Origin of the sequence: Sphingomonas ginkgonis, from assembly GCF_003970925.1 — a bacterium.
GTDB classification, from domain to species: Bacteria; Pseudomonadota; Alphaproteobacteria; order Sphingomonadales; family Sphingomonadaceae; genus Sphingomicrobium; species Sphingomicrobium ginkgonis.
The window spans coordinates 1,435,005-1,449,844 of the sequence record NZ_RWJF01000001.1; the positions used below are offsets into that span (position 1 = coordinate 1,435,005).

Genomic DNA, 14,840 nt, shown 5'->3' on the forward strand with positions numbered 1-14,840 from the left:
CGGCTACGCCACAGCTACGGACCCGACGTCCTGGCGGTTGCGAGCGCGCCCGTGGTTCACCACCATGATCTCTCCGGCCGGTGCACGCCAGCCCTTTCCACCGCCCGAACGGTCGCTATAAGCCGCCGCGCTGCTGGGGCGTCGCCAAGTGGTAAGGCACCGGTTTTTGGTACCGGCATTCGCAGGTTCGAATCCTGCCGCCCCAGCCAGATTTTTCGTACCCGCGGACGCAATGCGTCGCGTGCGGCTAGGTCGCGCCAAGATCCGCGTTCTTTCAATCGGTTGCCGAAGGCTCGAAAAGCGTTTCTTTTCAAAGCCGCCGGTTGCCCGGCTCCAGTGGTCTGCTACGCGGGACGGCAGGCGAAGTAGGGAGCGGGCATGGCGATGGGTTGGAAGCTGGCGACGATCATGCTGTTCGCGGCGGCGGGAACGGCGGAAGCCAAGCAGTATGAGCTCCCCGTCACGCCGACGACGGTCGCCTGGGGCCATTACGACGCCTCCGCGGCGCCCGTTCTCACGGTCCAGTCGGGCGACACGGTGGTGGTACACACCTTGCTGACCAACAGCCCGAAGGGCCTGGAGGGAGCGGGGCTGCCGGCCGACCAGGTTGAGCCGTCGCTGCGGGCCGTGTTCGATGCCGTGCCCGCGTCGGCACGCGGGCCGGGCGGGCACATCCTCACCGGACCGATCGCCATTGCTGGAGCCCAGCCGGGGGACACGCTGGAGATCCGGATCCTCAAGATCGATCTCGCCATCCCTTATGCCTATAATGCGTTCGGGCCGACGACAGGCTTTCTCCCCGACGACTTTCCATACCGCCGGATCAAGATCGTTCCCCTCGATCGGCGTCGCATGACGGGGTCGGTCGCACCGGGGGTGGAGGTGCCGCTGCACCCCTTCTTCGGGTCGATCGGGGTGGCACCGCCGGCTCCGTTCGGCCGCTATGACTCGACCGCACCCGCAATCCACGGCGGCAATATGGACAATCGCCTGCTGGTCGCGGGCACAACCCTGTTCCTGCCCGTCCACGCGCCAGGCGCCCTGCTTGAGGTGGGCGATGGGCACGCGGCGCAGGGAAACGGCGAGGTGGACATCACGGCGCTCGAGACTTCCCTGGTGGGCACGTTCGAGCTCGTGCTTCACAAGAAGGGTGCTGGAGCCGCCGCCGAGGCCGCCTATCCGCGCGCGGAAACGCCCGATGCCTTTGTGGCGATGGGCTACGACGAGGATCTTTCCAACGCCGCTCGCAAGGCGGTGCGCAACATGATCGGCTTCCTCGTCGCCGCGAAGGGGATGAGCCGCGACGATGCCTATATGCTGGTGAGCACAGCCGGCGACGTGGAAGTGACCGAGCTCGTCGACCGCAACAAGGGCGTGCACGTGGTGCTGCCCAAGCGGGTGTTCACCAGGCGCTGACCGGCGGTTCCGCGCGGCCGCAGCGACGTCGCCGCGCGCCAAACCGGCCGAGTTACGCTCGCATCGTCACCATGACGACGCCATGGGCGGGCACGGTGGCGAGGTAGCGACCGCTGATCTGACCTTGGTCCCGGTGCGTCCACAAGTCGCGGACCCGCAGCCGCAGCGACGCCGGATAGCCGAGCATCGACCAGTCCGCAGCAATGGGGACGCTGGCCTCGCTCCGGTTCCACAGCAGCACCGCACGGCCCCCGTCCGCAAGCGGCTTCATCCAGACCTCGCGATCGCCATCCTTCCAGACGCGGTGACCCTGGATGCCCGCAGCATCCTGGTCCACCGCGATGACGTCGCGATTGAGCAGGATCTCGCGGGTCGACGGGGTCATCCTCGCGACGTCGTTGCCGGCGATGAGCGGCGCCGCCATCATCGCCCAGAGCGAGAAGTGCGAGCGATATTCTGCGTCGCTCATTCCGCCATTGCCGACCTCCAGCATGTCGGGATCGTTCCAGTGCCCGGGACCGGCATAGGGCCACAGGGGTTCGTTCAGGTCGGCGATCGCCGCCACGCCCAAGCTATAGTCGTGCTTGCCGGTCCACTTGTCGGTGATGTCGCTGGTGGTGCGCCACAGATTGCCGATCCGGCTCGCCCAAAGCCAGGGCTTGGCCGTGCCCCACTCGCACATGGACAGGAGAATGGGGCGGCCGCTGCCCTTCAGCGCGTCGGCCATGAGCGCATAAGCCTCCTCGGCGTTGCGGGGACCGGTCGAGCACCAGTCATATTTGAGGTAGTCGACACCCCAGCGGGCGTACTGGAGCGCGTCCTGATATTCATGCCCCTGGCTGCCCGGCCGCCCGCCGCAGGTCTTGGCTCCCGCGTCGGAATAGATGCCAAACTGAAGCCCGCGGGCATGGACATAGTCGGAGAGGGCCCTGATCCCGGACGGGAACCGGACCGGGTCGGCCGTGATGAACCCGTTCGCGTCCCGTGGCCCATGCCAGCAGTCGTCGATCACGACATAGCGGTAGCCGGCTTCCCTCATCCCGTTGGTGGCCATGGCGTCGGCGGTGTCGCGGATCACCGTCTCGTTCACGTTGCAACCGAACTTGTTCCAGCTGTTCCACCCCATCGGCGGCGTCGCGGCGAGACCGTTGCCAAAGCGTTGCGAACCCTGGTCGGGTGCGACAACCTCCTGCGCCGCCGCTGCCGGGATGCAGGGGAGGGTCGCGACGAGGCTTGCAAAGAGGAGGAGAAGCGCTGCAGCGCTTTGGCGGATCAGCGCGAGCGTCTTCATCGATATCCCTTCTGAGACGAACAGATGGCGGAGGCAATGCGCGACCTGCAAGCGCGATGATGGATCGCCGCTGAGCGCTCGGCCGTGATCCTCGTGTCGATCAGCCGGCTCAGGCGACCGGGGGCAGCCGCCCGAGGTGCTTCTCGAGCGTGATCGGGTAGTCGCGCACCCGAACGCCGGTCGCATTGTAGACGGCATTGGCAATCGCCGCGCCCACCCCGCACAGGCCGAGCTCGCCGACACCCTTGGCCTTCATCGGGTTGGCAAGGTCGTCCGCTTCCTCAAGGAACAGCACGTCCTGATGGGGAACGTCGGCATGGACCGGGACTTCGTACCCCGCGAGATCGTGATTGACGAAGAAGCCGAACCGCGGATCGACCGCCAGCTCTTCCATCAGCGCCGCCCCGAGACCCATCGTCATGGCACCGATCACTTGGCTTCGAGCCGAGACCGGATTGAGGATGCGGCCCGCGGCACAGACCGCCAGCATACGGCGGACCCGGGTCACGCCAGTAAAGGAGTCCACGCCCACTTCAACGAAGTGCGCGCCGAAGGTCGACAGCTGGTGCGTCTTGCCGAGCTCGCCGAAGTCGATCTTGTCCTCGGCCACTAAGTCACCTTGCGCCGCCGCCTGGCGGAGGTCGAGCGAGTGACTGCCGCCCCGCACCTTGCCGCCAGCGAAGACGGCCGTCGCAGGGTCGAGCCCCAGCCGACCGGCCACGGCCTCGCGCAGCTTGACACAGGCGGCGTAGACGCCGGCGGTCGCGTTGGCTGCTCCGAACTGACCGCCCGACCCTGCCGAGACCGGGAAGTCGGAGTCGCCGAGGCGAACGGCGACTGCGTCGATCGGGACGCCCATCATCTCCGCTGCCGTCTGCGCGATGATGGTGTAGCTGCCGGTGCCGATATCGGTCATGTCGGTCTCGACCGTGACCCGGCCGTCGCGACCGAGCCTCACGCGCGCTCCAGACGCCATGTTGATGTGGTTGCGGAAGGCGGCGGCCACACCCATCCCGACCAGCCAGCGGCCGTCCCGCACGTGGCTCGGCCGGGGATTGCGCCGGTTCCAGCCAAAGCGCCCGGCACCCTCGCGCAGGCAGCGGACCAGCTGACGCTCGGAAAAGCGGCGTTCGGGTTTGGCAGGATCCACCTGAGTGTCATTGCGAGCCCGGAAGTCGATCGGGTTCATCCCAAGCTTCTCGGCCATCTCGTCCATGGCGATCTCGAGCGCCATCAACCCGGGCGCCTCGCCCGGTGCCCGCATCGCATTGCCTTCGGGAAGGTCGAGTACTGCGAGCCGCATGGCAACCATCCGGTTGGCCCCGGCGTACAGCAGCTCGGTCTGGTTGACGGCCGTTTCCGGCCCGCCTCCGGGCTGATCGCCGGAGCCGCTCTCGTGCCCGATGGCGACGAGGGTACCGTCGTGATTGGCCCCGAGCCGAATCCGCTGGCGAGTGGCCGGCCGATGCGTGGTGTTGTTGGCCATCATCGGCCGCGGCAAGGCGAGCTTGACCGGCCGCTTCGCCGCCTTGGCGCCGAGCGCCGCCAGCACCACGTCGGCCCGAAGGAACAGCTTGCCGCCAAACCCGCCGCCCACGTAGGGCGACACCAGCCGGACCTTGTCCTTCGGGATGCCGAGCGTCTTCGCAAGATCACCCCGGCCCCAGTCGATCATCTGGTTGGAAGTCCAGACGGTCAGCCGGTCACCGTTCCACTCGGCGATGGTGGCGTGGGGCTCCATCATCGCGTGGCTGTGGTCGGGAGTGCTGTAGGTGGCGTCGAGCTGGACCGGAGCGGCGGCGAACGCCTCCTCGAACTTGCCGACCCGCTTGACCGGGGGCGCCGCGCTGCCTTCGCCGCTCGATCCGCCCGTGAGCGGCGCGTGCTTCAATTCCTCGTCGAGATCGAAGCGGCCTTTGGCCCGGCTGTACTTGACCCGAACCAGCGCAGCCGCGGCGCGCGCCTGCTCGAAGCTCTCCGCTACGACGACCGCGATCGCCTGGTGGTAGTGGTGGACCTCGCTCCCACCGAACAGCTTCGCCGTGTTGAACTTGCCCTTGTCGAGCTTGCCGGCGTCGGGGGAGGTGACGATCGTAATCACGCCCGGCGCGCGCCGCGCCTCTGCCGTGTCGATCGACGCGATCTGCCCCCTGCCGATTGCCGCGCCAACCGGATAGCCGTAGGCCATCCGCTCGAAACCCTGGTGCTCGTAGGCGTAGGGGGCGCGGCCACTGGTCTTGAGCGGACCGTCGATCCGGCTGTGGGCACGCCCGACCACCGACATCCGGTCGATCGGATTGCTGCCCGCGGGCGTGTCGAACTTCATGAGTGCCTCGCTTGGCTGATCACCGCGGCAAGCGTGCGCTCGGCCAGCGGCAGCTTGAACGCATTGTGGGTCGTCGGGCGAGCGCCGGCGAGCAGACTTGCGGTCACCGCCTTTGCGCCCTGCGGCAGCGCCGCCTCGGCGGCCTCGACGCGCCACGGCTTGTGCGCCACGCCACCCAGCGCCACCCGGCCCCGGCCGTCGCGCCCGATCACCGCCGCCACCGAGACCACGGCGAAGGCGTAGGAGGCGCGGTCGCGCACCTTTTCGTAGAAGTGTCGGCCCCCGATCGGCTTGGGCAAAGTCACCGCGGTGATCAGTTCGCCCGGCTGCAGCACGGTCTCGACCTGCGGCGTTTCGCCCGGCAGCCGGTGGAACTCGGCGATCGGGATCGAGCGGGCAGCGCCATCGGATCGAACGGTTTCCACCGCGGCATCCAGCACCCGCATCGCCACCGCCATGTCTGAGGGGTGGGTCGCGATGCATTGATCGCTGGAACCGATCACTGCCAGCTGGCGCGAGTAGCCGCCGATCGCCGCGCAGCCCGAGCCTGGACGGCGCTTGTTGCACGGCATGTTGGGATCGTAGAAATAGGGACAGCGAGTGCGCTGCATGAGGTTGCCGGCGGTCGTCGCCTTGTTGCGCAGCTGGCCCGAAGCGCCTGCGACGATTGCCTTCGTGAGCACCTGATAGTCACTTCGCACGCGGCGGTCGGCGGCGAGATCGGTGTTGGTGACCAGCGCGCCGATCCGCAGCCCGCCCTCGCGGGTTTCCTCAATCCTGTCGAGGCGGAGATCCTGCACGTCGACGAGATGGGTCGGCGTCTCGATCTCGAGCTTCATCAGGTCGAGCAGGTTAGTGCCGCCGGCGAGGAACTTGGCACCGGGCCGCTCGGCGACAATCCGGGCGGCCTGAACCGGGTCGCTCGCGCGCTCGTAGGTGAAGGCCCTCATCCCTGATTCCCCGCGACCTCGGCCATCGCTTCGGCAATGTTCGAATAGGCGCCACAGCGACAGATGTTGCCGCTCATCCGTTCTCGCAGCTCCAAGTTGCTCATTCGCGGCCTGTCCGCCGGGTCGGCCTGAACATGGCTGGGTATTCCGCGGCGGATCTCGTCGAGCACCGCCACCGCCGAGCAGATCTGCCCCGGCGTGCAATAACCGCACTGGTACCCGTCATGCTTCACGAACGCGGCCTGCATCGGGTGCAGCCGTTCGGGCGACCCCAGCCCCTCGATGGTGGTCACCTTGTCGCCCTGATGCTGGACGGCGAGGCTGAGGCAGCTGTTGATCCGCTGACCATTGACCAGGACGGTGCAGGCCCCGCACTGCCCATGATCGCAGCCCTTCTTGGTGCCGGTCAGGTGCAGATGCTCGCGCAGTGTATCGAGCAGCGTAGTCCGGGTGTCGAGCTGCAGCTGTCTTGGCTGTCCATTGACCTCGATGGTGACCGGGACGAGCGATGGAACAGCCGCCGATGCCGGGCGTGGCTGCGCAATGGCTTCCATGCTAGGCGTTGCTATCACGGCCGCGGAAGCGGCCCCGCTGACCAGCACGCCTCGCCGAGTGACGGGCAGGCGATCCGTTTCTTCCATTGACTCCATTCCCTCGCAAAGGTCGCGCTTCAAGATTTTGCACCTGGAAGACCCCGCTGACGTGGCGCGCTAGCTCGGTTGGTAACTCTCAGTGGGGCGAAACTATCCGGACCAAAGCTGCTCGAAAACGAATTCTCCTGGTCTCCGCGACGGGAGTCGGCATCGTTTGCTCAGGTGTCGTTGTGCTTGGATTGGCGACAACGTCCCAGCATCAGGCCCTGCTCCAGCCGGTGGCACAGCTCGGCGTAGAAGTCGGACAGAAAGCCATAGTCGTCGCCGTCGCTGGCTATGGCGAACTTGTCGCGAATAGTGTGCGCGACGGTCGCCACCGCGGCCGGCTGCTCGCCGCGGAGCACCTGCTCCAGCCGCTGCAGTTCGTAGATGCCATAGGCAGCGAGCGCCGCTTCAGGGAATTGGCGGCGATGCCCGCGTGGCTCTCCCACAAGGTCGGAGGAGAGCGCTTCGCGACGCGCTTCGACCACCCAGGTACCCGCGACCAGGTCACCGACGCGCAGCCGGTCGCGGTTGAACAGCGGGAAGAAGAGGAAGATGCCGCTCCACCCCAGCGCGAAGATGGTGAGAAAGCTGTCGGCGAGCCCCTCGCTGGCCTGCGCGGCGAGGAAGGAGAGGGGGAGGAAGATCTCGATCTCGCGCATCGCGTTGCGGGCGACGACGGCGGCTCCGGTCAGACGGTCGCCGTCGCGGGCCACGACCCGCAATCCGGTCAGCCGCTTGCCCGGGGTTGCGCCGCGGCGGCCCATCTCGAACAGCACGAACCAGAAGTTCCGGAGGAGGAAGAAGCCGATCAGCCAGAGGATCATGAGGAACTGGTCGAGCTGCTTCACGCGCAGGTAGAGCAGGAACAAGGTAACCGCGACCAGCAGCGCGACCATCAGCAGCGCGTCGACCATGAAGGCGCCGGCGCGCGCGCCCGCGGTTCCGAGCGACAGCTGAAGATCAACCCCTTCCGGCGTGACGAAATGGCGGCGCATCGATCCGACGCTGCGACGGGCGGCAACGGCGTTCATCGTGCCTCGTCCACGGTCCGGCGAGGCAGGAAGAAATAGAGCAGCCAACCCGCCAGGGCGACTGCCCCGACCAGCAGGCGGAGCCCGTCGTCGGTGATCGTCTGCCGTCCGACCCCCTCGAGGATCCCGGCGACGCTCAGCATCAGCACCGCGCCGAGCATCGCGGTTGCCGCCGTCCGGCCTGCCGCGACCAGCGCCTCCATCCGCTGCGCGGCGCCGGGGAAGGCGAGCGCCAGCCCGATGCGGATGCCGGCAGCCCCGGCGACACAGATGGCGAGCAGCTCGGTCGTGCCGTGGATCAGCAGCCAGCCGGCGAGGTTGTGGGCGAGCCCGTGCGCGGCGAAGACCGCGAAAATCGCGCCGAGCATCAGCCCGTTGTAGGTGATCAGCAGCACCGACGGGACGGCGAAGGCGAAGCCTAGCGCGAAGGCGAAGATGGCGATCTGGGCATTGTGGGTGAAGAGGAAGGTAGCGAAGACCATCAGCCCGTCGCGCTCGTTGCCGTAGAGGGTGCCGCGCAGGAAGGCGGTCGAGGCGGCTGGATCGCGCCCGGCAGCCATGCCCTGCGGGATGATCCCGTAAAACCAGTCCGGATCGCCGCGCACCAGCAGGAAGGCGGCGAGCGCGGACGCGGCGGTCAGCACGGCGCAGAACAGCAGCTCGCGCCACAGGGCCTGAATCGCCAGCGGCCAGCCCCGCGCGAAAAAGCGGAGGACCTGCCGCCCGGGCGAAGTCTGCACTCCGTAGATCTGGAAATAGGCGCGGGTGCTGAGCTGCTCGAGATAGGTCAGCAGCGAGCGGTCGAGCGAGGTGTCCCGCGCCACCGACAGGGAGGACAGGGTCGAGCGGTAGAGCCGCGGAAGATCGAGCAGGTCGTCGTCGCTGAGCGAACGGAGCGACTTGCGCTCGAGGCGGGTGACGAGCTGGTCGAGCCGCTCCCAGTCGGCCGAATGCTCGGCGCGAAAGCGGGTGGCGTTCACGAGCGGGCCGCTCACAGCCGGTCCCTCCGCTTGATCTCGAGATAGGCCTCCGCAATCGCGGGCGCGACTCGCTCGTGGTCGGCCTCGAGCACCTCGACGCCGAGGCGGCGGAGCTCGGCAATGACCTCCTGGCGGTCGCGGATCAGCTCGGCGGCGGTGATCGCCCGGGTGACATCGTCGGCGCTGTCGGGCCGAGCCTCGACGAACGCCTCCAGCTCCTCGTCGCGGAGCACCACGACGAGCAGGAGATGGGTCCGGATCAGCAGTCGGACGGTGGCGAGCAGGAAGCGCGCCGAGACGCGATCGGTGAACTCGGTGAAGAGGATCACCAGCGAGCGGCGCGACAGGCGCGCGTTGAGGTCGGTCAGCGCGAACGTGTAGTTGGTCTCGTCGACGCCATAGTCGATCGAGGCGGTGAGGCGCTGGACCTCGGCGAAGGCGCCGGCGCCCGAGACGAGGCCGCTGGCGACCCGCGGGCGGCTGTCGAAGGCGTTGATCGCGACCCGGTCGCCGAGGCGCAAAGCGAGCCAGGCGGTGAGCAGGATCCCGGCGATCATCCGGTCCAGACGCGGCAGCCCGGCGACCGGTTCCGACATCTGGCGGCCGCAGTCGAGCGCGAAGACGATCTGGTTGTTCTTCTCGCCATGATAGTGGCGGGCGAGCAGCCGGGTCGCGCGCGCGCTGCTCTTCCAGTCGATCGCACGCCGGTCCATCCCGGGGCGGAATTCTACGAGCGCGTCGAAGTCGCTGCCCTCGCCGCGGGTGAATTGCCGCATCGTCCCGTCGACCGCATAGCGTTCGAACAGGGTCGCCCCGAGCCGCTGGGTGGGGCGGAGGTCGGGAAGAATGGGGAAGGGCTGGTCGACCGCCTGCTCGTGCTGGCGCCAGACCAGCCCCAGCGGCCCCTGCCAGCGCAGCCACAGCCGCTCGATCCTGGCGGTGCCGCGGCGGAGCATGGCGAGCGGGAGGCGCACGCTCGCTGCGCCGGCGGCAAGTCCGACCTCCGATCGGTCGCTACCCAGCGGCTCGACCACCGGCGAGTGGGCCAGCGCGAGTTGCGCAACGTCGGCGCGGGCGCCGAGCCGAAGGTCGACTGTCGCGTCTCGGGTCTCGCCGACATAGGCGCTGCCCGGAAGCTCGAGCGCCACCGCGAGCGGGCCCCGGCTCTTGAGGGCGTCGAGCCCGACTAACAGCACGATGACGAGCGGCCACACCAGCGCCATCGCCCAGCGGCCGCTCGACCACGCCGCGACGGCGAGCGCCAGCAGCGCGCCGAGCGCCATCAGCACGACCGCGCGGCGGGTCGGGTAGATCAACGCGGCGCCTCGATCCCGTCGATGATCGAGAGCACCACGTCCTCGACCCGACGGCCGTTGATCTCGGCCGAGGGCGAGAGGAGGATGCGGTGGCGCAGCACGGCGGGGGCGAGCGCCTTCACGTCGTCGGGAATGACGAAGTCGCGGCCGTCGAGCGCGGCGCGGGCGCGGGCGGCGCCGGCGAGCATCGCCCCGGCGCGCGGGCTGGCGCCCGACTGGAGGTCGGCGACCTCGCGCGTCCCGCGGATCAGCGCGGCGATATAGTCGACGATCTCCTCCACCAGGCGAATGCGGTCGACCGCTCCGACCGCGGTGCGGATGGAGTCGGCGCTGGCGACCGCTTCGACTCCCCAGCTTCCGGGCTCCATCGCGTTGGGCCGAGCGCTGTGGCTGGCGATGATCCGCCGCTCCTCGGCTGGGCTCGGATAGTCGACCAGCTGCTTGAACAGGAAGCGGTCGAGCTGCGCCTCGGGGAGCGGATAGACGCCCTGCTGCTCGATCGGGTTCTGGGTCGCCACGACGAGGAAGTTGTCGCCGAGCGGGAAGCTCTTCCCGTCGATCGTGACCTGCCGCTCCTGCATCGCCTCGAGCAGCGCGGCCTGAGTCTTGGGCGGGGTGCGGTTGATCTCGTCGGCGAGCAGCAGGTCGGTGAAGATGGCGCCGCGGGTCAGCGTGAAGCTGGACGTCTGGAAGTTGAACAGGTTGGCGCCGAGAATGTCGCTGGGCATCAGGTCGGGGGTGAACTGAATCCGCCCGAAACCGAGACCGACCGCGGCGGCGAAGCTCTGCGCGAGGAGGGTCTTGGCGGTGCCCGGCGGGCCTTCGAGCAGCATGTGGCCGCGCGACAGCATCGCGACCAGCATCAGGTGGACCGTCTGGTCCTGCCCGACGACGGCCTTGGCGACCTGCCCGCGGATCGCGTCGCCAAGCGCCTTCACCTCGTCAATCGTCACTCACGCGTCTCCTCGATCCATCGGGTCATCTGTTGGGCCGCGGCGACCAGCTCGCCGCGGGTGCGGGCTCCCGCGACATTCGCCGCGAGCGCCGAGAAGGGGCGCTCGGGGCGGAGGCGGTCGAGTGCGGCGTCGGTCTCCGCGGCGCTGGTGGACGGCGGAAGGCGGTACAAAGCCGCCGCGCGGTTCCGCGCCACCTCGGCGTAGCGGCCGCCGAGCCGCGTCTCGCGCCGCGCCTTGCGGACCAGCGCGGCGCTGTTCTCGACCAGCGCGGCCTTGCCGAAGGCGATCGCCCGGCGCGGCACGAGCGGCGCACCGAAGCGGGTCAGCGCCTGCCAGCCGGCGAGCAGAAGCGCTGCCGCGAGGCACAGGGTGACAGCAAGGAAGGGCGGGTCGAAGGCGAGCCGGAGCGGGCTCCGCGAGTGGCCGAGGCCATTGGTGGTGACGTCGAACAGGATGCTCCTGGCGCCGCTGCTGTTGAGGTCGTCGAGCATCGTCAGCGCGCCCAGCGCCTGCTGGCGATCCGCCATCGCCACATTGTCGAGGAGGTCGGGGTCGGACAGCAGGAACAGGTTTCGCGTGCCGATCTGGCCGAGCACGGTCGCTCCCCGGCTGTCGACGATGACAGGGGTGACGTGCGCGCCCGCGATGCTCTGCATGATCGGCGGCTCGCGCAGCAACGCGGCCGACGGGACCAGGGGAGAGCGGTTTTGCAGCGGGGCATGAGCGGTCTTCCGCCGCGAGACTCGGATGCGGATCGCGGGCTCGAGCACGTTCTCGAGGAGCATCGGTGGCATCAGGCCGCTCGCCGACACCCAGCCGGCGGGTCGCTCGCGCTTCTCGGTCTGCCACTTGGGAAGGACGATCAAGGTCGCGCGGGCCCCGCGCGCCGCAAGCACCTTGCCGAGGTCGGTCGAGCCGCTCGGCGGAGTGATCACCGCCAGGTCGTCGCTGGTCCCGAGCTCCTCCTCGCTGCGATAGATCCGCGGGTTGCGGCCGGTAAGTTCGGCGAGGCGGACGAGACCGCTGAAGCCGATCGCGGCGTTCGACAGCGCGTGGCCGCCGCCGTTCCTGCCCGAGCGGAGGTCGGGGGCGTAGGCGCCGAGTAGCAGCGTAGCGACGAACGCCAGCACGCCGACGCCCGTCAGCAGCAGGAGCAGCGAGCGGCGGAACGGGTCAGGCGCGCTCGATGCACTCATCGCGACCAGCTCGAGGCAAGCGCGAAGGCGCTGTAGGCGGCGCGCGCTTCGGACCATTCTCCGCCGTCGACCGCGCGGCCGCCGAACAGGCTGCGCTCGACGGTCGACGCGATGCCGGAGAAGAGCACGCGTGCCCGCTCCGGCAGCAGGACCGAGGCGGCGAGCTCGCGGCCGGTGAGGGCGGGGCGGGCGAGCTGCGGCCGGCGTCGCGCGATGTCGTCGACAGAGCGCAGCAACAGGCAGTGGATGGCCTCGGCGAACCGGCCCTGCGCGGCGAGCGCGTCGGCCTCGTCGAGCCAGGCGCGGACCGGCGCGGCGTCGGGCTGCCAGTCGAGGTCGGCCGCCTCGCCCGCGGGAAGCGGGGGCTGGCGGTGCCACGGCCACCGCCACTCGCCGCTGCGCGCCCGCTGGACGACCAGGTAGAGGATCAGCGCGGCGCCCGCGACCAGCAGCGTGACCAGGATGATGCGGGCGTAGGCGGCGTCGGGGAGATGGCTGAACAGCCAGCCAAAGAAACGGCCGATGGGGCGCAAAGCGGCCTCGACCCATCGCCCGAGCGTCTCGACCCAGGCTGGTGGCTTGGGCTTCGGCGCGGCGGGGGAGAGGCTGAACTGGATCGAGGGATCGGCGTGAAGCTGCCGCCACGCCGCGTCGAACGATGGCGCGCGCGCCGTCGACCCGGCTCCGTTGTCGAGATCCCCCATTAAACTGAAGCATGAAACGTCGTCAGCACGGGCGCAAGCGCAATAAGGCTGGACAGCTCGTTCGCCCCGCCGCAACCTGTCTCCGGTCAATGGGGGACAAGCAAGATGGCGACTGCGTATCAGGCCGTGTCGGGCGAGGTGTCGATTGGCCGCGTCTTCTCGCGCGCGTTCGGGTTCATCGGGCGCAACCCGGCGCTGGCGCTCGTCACCGCCTTCCTGTTCAGCGCGCTTCCGGTCGGGCTTGGGCAACTGCTCAACTTCGGTGCGATCCAGCCGGGCCTGTCGCGACCCATGGCGGCGGGGCTGGGCACGCTGCAGCTGCTTTCCTTCCTGCTGATCGCCGTGTTCAACGCGCTGTCGCAGGCGACGATGACCCGCGCGCTGGTGGTCGAGCATGAGGGGCGCGGGCCGTCGCTGGGCGAAAGCCTGTCGGCGGGGCTGCGCTACGCGCTGCCGGTCGTCGGCTTCACGATCCTCTGGTACATCGGCATCTTTCTCGGCACCCTGCTGCTGATCGTGCCCGGCCTGATCCTGCTGACCATGTGGGCCGTCGCGGTTTCAGCATTGGTCGAGGAGCGGACCGGCGTGATCGGAGCGTTTGGCCGCAGCCGCGAGCTGACCAAGGGATCGCGCTGGAAGGTCTTCGGCCTGCTCGCCGCCATCCTGGTTGTCTTCTATCTTTCGCTGGCACTGGTAGGTTTCGCCGCTCGCCTGACCGGGTCGCCGGGTCAGTTCACCCAGCGTTTGCCGCTGCTGATGTTCGTCTGGAGCGTCGTTTCGACCGGCATCTTCAACCTGCTCTGGTCGACCATCCAGCCCTCGCTGTTCATCGAGCTTCGCGACGCGCGCGAAGGCGGCGGCGCCGGCGAACTGCACCAGGTCTTCGCCTGATCTCGGGCAATCCCTCGCGTTCGGCTCACGTCTGGTTACTCCGCAATCGAACCGGAAATCGTTGCCGAAGCGTTGCAGGACAGGACCGTTGTGACGGGGGCGGCGGCGTCCGAGAGCCCGCCCTACACGCGTGAGACCCAGCTGAAGGGCAGGGTGGGCGATGCCTCCGGGGCCTGAACTGATATAGCGGTCGGACCGAATCGATCCGAGCCTTGTTTCGGGTCTAGCGACGCGATCAGGGAAGCGGAGAATCGATGCCCCCCACTATCCTCGGGGCTCCGGATGTGAAGCTCACGTCCCGACAGCTGCAGTGCCTTGAAGGCTTCTGGCGCCGCAAGACGGCGAAGGAGATCGGTCGGCAGCTCGGGATCACCCACTACGCGGTGGAAAAGCATCTGCTGGCTGTTCGCCAGCAGCTCGGTGTTACCTCGTCCGCGGCGGCGGCGGCCCTCGTTTTCGGCGGTCCCCAAGGAACTACGGTCGAGCCGTACTATGGCGGCGCAGAGCTACCGCAAGGGCGCGAAAGCTCGGAGATCGAGAGCGCGCTGGACGGCGGACGATCCGCTGCCGGCGCGGCTATCGACCAGCCGCCGCCGATCAACACGCTCGGGGCGGGGATGACCTTGCTGGCGATCCTGGCCGTCGCGGTCGGATCGATCCTGTCTTTGGCCGCTCTCGTCGGAGCGGCTCAGGGCGCCAACCAGCTTTGGAAAACCTTTGGCCAATAGTCTCCGTCTCGGCGTACGCCCCATTGTTAGGAGACCCCAGTGCTTAATCAACGTCATGCCGCGGCGCAGGCCGTCGCCCGCGAGCTCATCCCGGCGGAGCGGGACCTGGATGCCGCCATCGTGCACAGCGCGAAACTTGCTATCGCAGTGGTCGAAGGTCGCAAGGCAGCGAAGCTTCCGCTCGCGACGGGGCAGGAGGCGCTGACCCTGATCGCCGGCGCGACTGCGCAGCTGGTCGCCGCCCGCAAGCAGATGATCGAAGCGCACCACGCGTTCCGCGAGACCCAGATCGAGATCGGGCTCGGTGCCTTCAGCTATGGGGACATCTGGGAATGCCCGCCCTCGTCCGAGCACGAGGCTGCGCCGCTCTCGATCGTCGCTTGATCACTGGGGCGACGGAAAGGCGAAGAACGGGGG

The 14,840-nt window shown here is 68.6% G+C and carries 14 protein-coding genes and 1 tRNA gene; 5 read left to right on the top strand and 10 right to left on the bottom strand.

Annotated features, from left to right (window positions below; genetic code table 11):
- Positions 1-134 precede the first annotated feature (134 nt).
- Together HMF7854_RS07015 and HMF7854_RS07020 are read left to right on the top strand one after the other, a co-directional pair.
- A tRNA-Gln gene (locus HMF7854_RS07015) sits at positions 135-209 on the top strand.
- 169 nt (positions 210-378) lie between these two features.
- Positions 379-1,416, top strand: a complete 1,038-nt coding sequence (locus HMF7854_RS07020; protein WP_239016874.1) for an acetamidase/formamidase family protein — start codon at positions 379-381, stop codon at positions 1,414-1,416.
- Positions 1,417-1,468: 52 nt separating this feature from the next.
- Here the strand turns inward: HMF7854_RS07020 and HMF7854_RS07025 are convergent, their stop codons facing one another.
- From HMF7854_RS07025 to HMF7854_RS07070, 10 genes are all read right to left on the bottom strand, one after another.
- Entirely contained in the window at positions 1,469-2,707 is a 1,239-nt protein-coding gene (locus HMF7854_RS07025; RefSeq protein WP_126718449.1) for a glycoside hydrolase family 27 protein, read from the bottom strand.
- Between the two features lie 109 nt (positions 2,708-2,816).
- Complete coding sequence (gene paoC / locus HMF7854_RS07030) at positions 2,817-5,033, bottom strand: aldehyde oxidoreductase molybdenum-binding subunit PaoC (protein ID WP_126718450.1); 2,217 nt, start codon at positions 5,031-5,033, stop codon at positions 2,817-2,819.
- Positions 5,030-5,983, bottom strand: coding sequence for an FAD binding domain-containing protein (locus HMF7854_RS07035; protein ID WP_126718451.1), 954 nt, complete (start codon positions 5,981-5,983; stop codon positions 5,030-5,032). Before HMF7854_RS07035 ends, paoC begins: the two co-directional genes overlap by 4 nt.
- On the bottom strand, positions 5,980-6,624 hold the full coding sequence (gene paoA, locus HMF7854_RS07040; protein WP_126718452.1) for an aldehyde dehydrogenase iron-sulfur subunit PaoA: 645 nt from the start codon (positions 6,622-6,624) through the stop codon (positions 5,980-5,982). The genes HMF7854_RS07035 and paoA overlap by 4 nt, the downstream gene beginning before the upstream one ends.
- Positions 6,625-6,794: 170 nt before the next feature.
- Positions 6,795-7,652, bottom strand: a complete 858-nt coding sequence (locus tag HMF7854_RS07045) for an RDD family protein (RefSeq protein WP_239016875.1) — start codon at positions 7,650-7,652, stop codon at positions 6,795-6,797.
- A complete protein-coding gene (locus HMF7854_RS07050; RefSeq protein WP_126718453.1) occupies positions 7,649-8,647 on the bottom strand; it encodes a stage II sporulation protein M in 999 nt (332 codons plus the stop codon). Before HMF7854_RS07050 ends, HMF7854_RS07045 begins: the two co-directional genes overlap by 4 nt.
- Positions 8,644-9,948 (bottom strand): DUF58 domain-containing protein, encoded by a 1,305-nt coding sequence (locus HMF7854_RS07055; protein ID WP_126718454.1) that lies wholly within the window; start codon positions 9,946-9,948, stop codon positions 8,644-8,646. Before HMF7854_RS07055 ends, HMF7854_RS07050 begins: the two co-directional genes overlap by 4 nt.
- On the bottom strand, positions 9,945-10,901 hold the full coding sequence (locus HMF7854_RS07060) for an AAA family ATPase (protein WP_126718455.1): 957 nt from the start codon (positions 10,899-10,901) through the stop codon (positions 9,945-9,947). Before HMF7854_RS07060 ends, HMF7854_RS07055 begins: the two co-directional genes overlap by 4 nt.
- A complete protein-coding gene (locus HMF7854_RS07065) occupies positions 10,898-12,100 on the bottom strand; it encodes a hypothetical protein (protein WP_126718456.1) in 1,203 nt (400 codons plus the stop codon). The genes HMF7854_RS07060 and HMF7854_RS07065 overlap by 4 nt, the downstream gene beginning before the upstream one ends.
- Positions 12,097-12,804 (bottom strand): DUF4129 domain-containing protein, encoded by a 708-nt coding sequence (locus HMF7854_RS07070; RefSeq protein WP_239016876.1) that lies wholly within the window; start codon positions 12,802-12,804, stop codon positions 12,097-12,099. Before HMF7854_RS07070 ends, HMF7854_RS07065 begins: the two co-directional genes overlap by 4 nt.
- Before the next feature lie 105 nt (positions 12,805-12,909).
- On the opposite strand from HMF7854_RS07070, the gene HMF7854_RS07075 reads away from it, so the two are divergent.
- The 3 genes from HMF7854_RS07075 to HMF7854_RS07085 all read left to right on the top strand — a co-directional run bounded on the left by HMF7854_RS07075 (position 12,910) and on the right by HMF7854_RS07085 (position 14,807).
- The gene (locus HMF7854_RS07075; RefSeq protein WP_126718457.1) at positions 12,910-13,695 is read left to right on the top strand and encodes a hypothetical protein; all 786 of its coding nucleotides are present in this window, start codon (positions 12,910-12,912) and stop codon (positions 13,693-13,695) included.
- A gap of 284 nt (positions 13,696-13,979) precedes the next feature.
- Positions 13,980-14,423, top strand: a complete 444-nt coding sequence (locus HMF7854_RS07080; protein ID WP_185829195.1) for a LuxR C-terminal-related transcriptional regulator — start codon at positions 13,980-13,982, stop codon at positions 14,421-14,423.
- Between the two features lie 39 nt (positions 14,424-14,462).
- Positions 14,463-14,807, top strand: coding sequence for a hypothetical protein (locus HMF7854_RS07085; protein ID WP_126718459.1), 345 nt, complete (start codon positions 14,463-14,465; stop codon positions 14,805-14,807).
- Positions 14,808-14,840 lie beyond the last annotated feature (33 nt).

What these genes read in the sequence shown, in the direction of transcription:
- HMF7854_RS07020 (WP_239016874.1), top strand. Translation starts at nt 379, where the DNA reads ATGGCGATGGGTTGGAAGCTGGCGACGATCATGCTGTTCGCGGCGGCG.
- paoC (WP_126718450.1), bottom strand. Translation starts at nt 5,033, where the DNA reads ATGAAGTTCGACACGCCCGCGGGCAGCAATCCGATCGACCGGATGTCG.
- paoA (WP_126718452.1), bottom strand. Translation starts at nt 6,624, where the DNA reads ATGGAAGAAACGGATCGCCTGCCCGTCACTCGGCGAGGCGTGCTGGTC.
- HMF7854_RS07070 (WP_239016876.1), bottom strand. Translation starts at nt 12,804, where the DNA reads ATGGGGGATCTCGACAACGGAGCCGGGTCGACGGCGCGCGCGCCATCG.
- HMF7854_RS07075 (WP_126718457.1), top strand. Translation starts at nt 12,910, where the DNA reads ATGGCGACTGCGTATCAGGCCGTGTCGGGCGAGGTGTCGATTGGCCGC.
- HMF7854_RS07035 (WP_126718451.1), bottom strand. Translation starts at nt 5,983, where the DNA reads ATGAGGGCCTTCACCTACGAGCGCGCGAGCGACCCGGTTCAGGCCGCC.
- HMF7854_RS07065 (WP_126718456.1), bottom strand. Translation starts at nt 12,100, where the DNA reads ATGAGTGCATCGAGCGCGCCTGACCCGTTCCGCCGCTCGCTGCTCCTG.
- HMF7854_RS07045 (WP_239016875.1), bottom strand. Translation starts at nt 7,652, where the DNA reads ATGAACGCCGTTGCCGCCCGTCGCAGCGTCGGATCGATGCGCCGCCAT.
- HMF7854_RS07025 (WP_126718449.1), bottom strand. Translation starts at nt 2,707, where the DNA reads ATGAAGACGCTCGCGCTGATCCGCCAAAGCGCTGCAGCGCTTCTCCTC.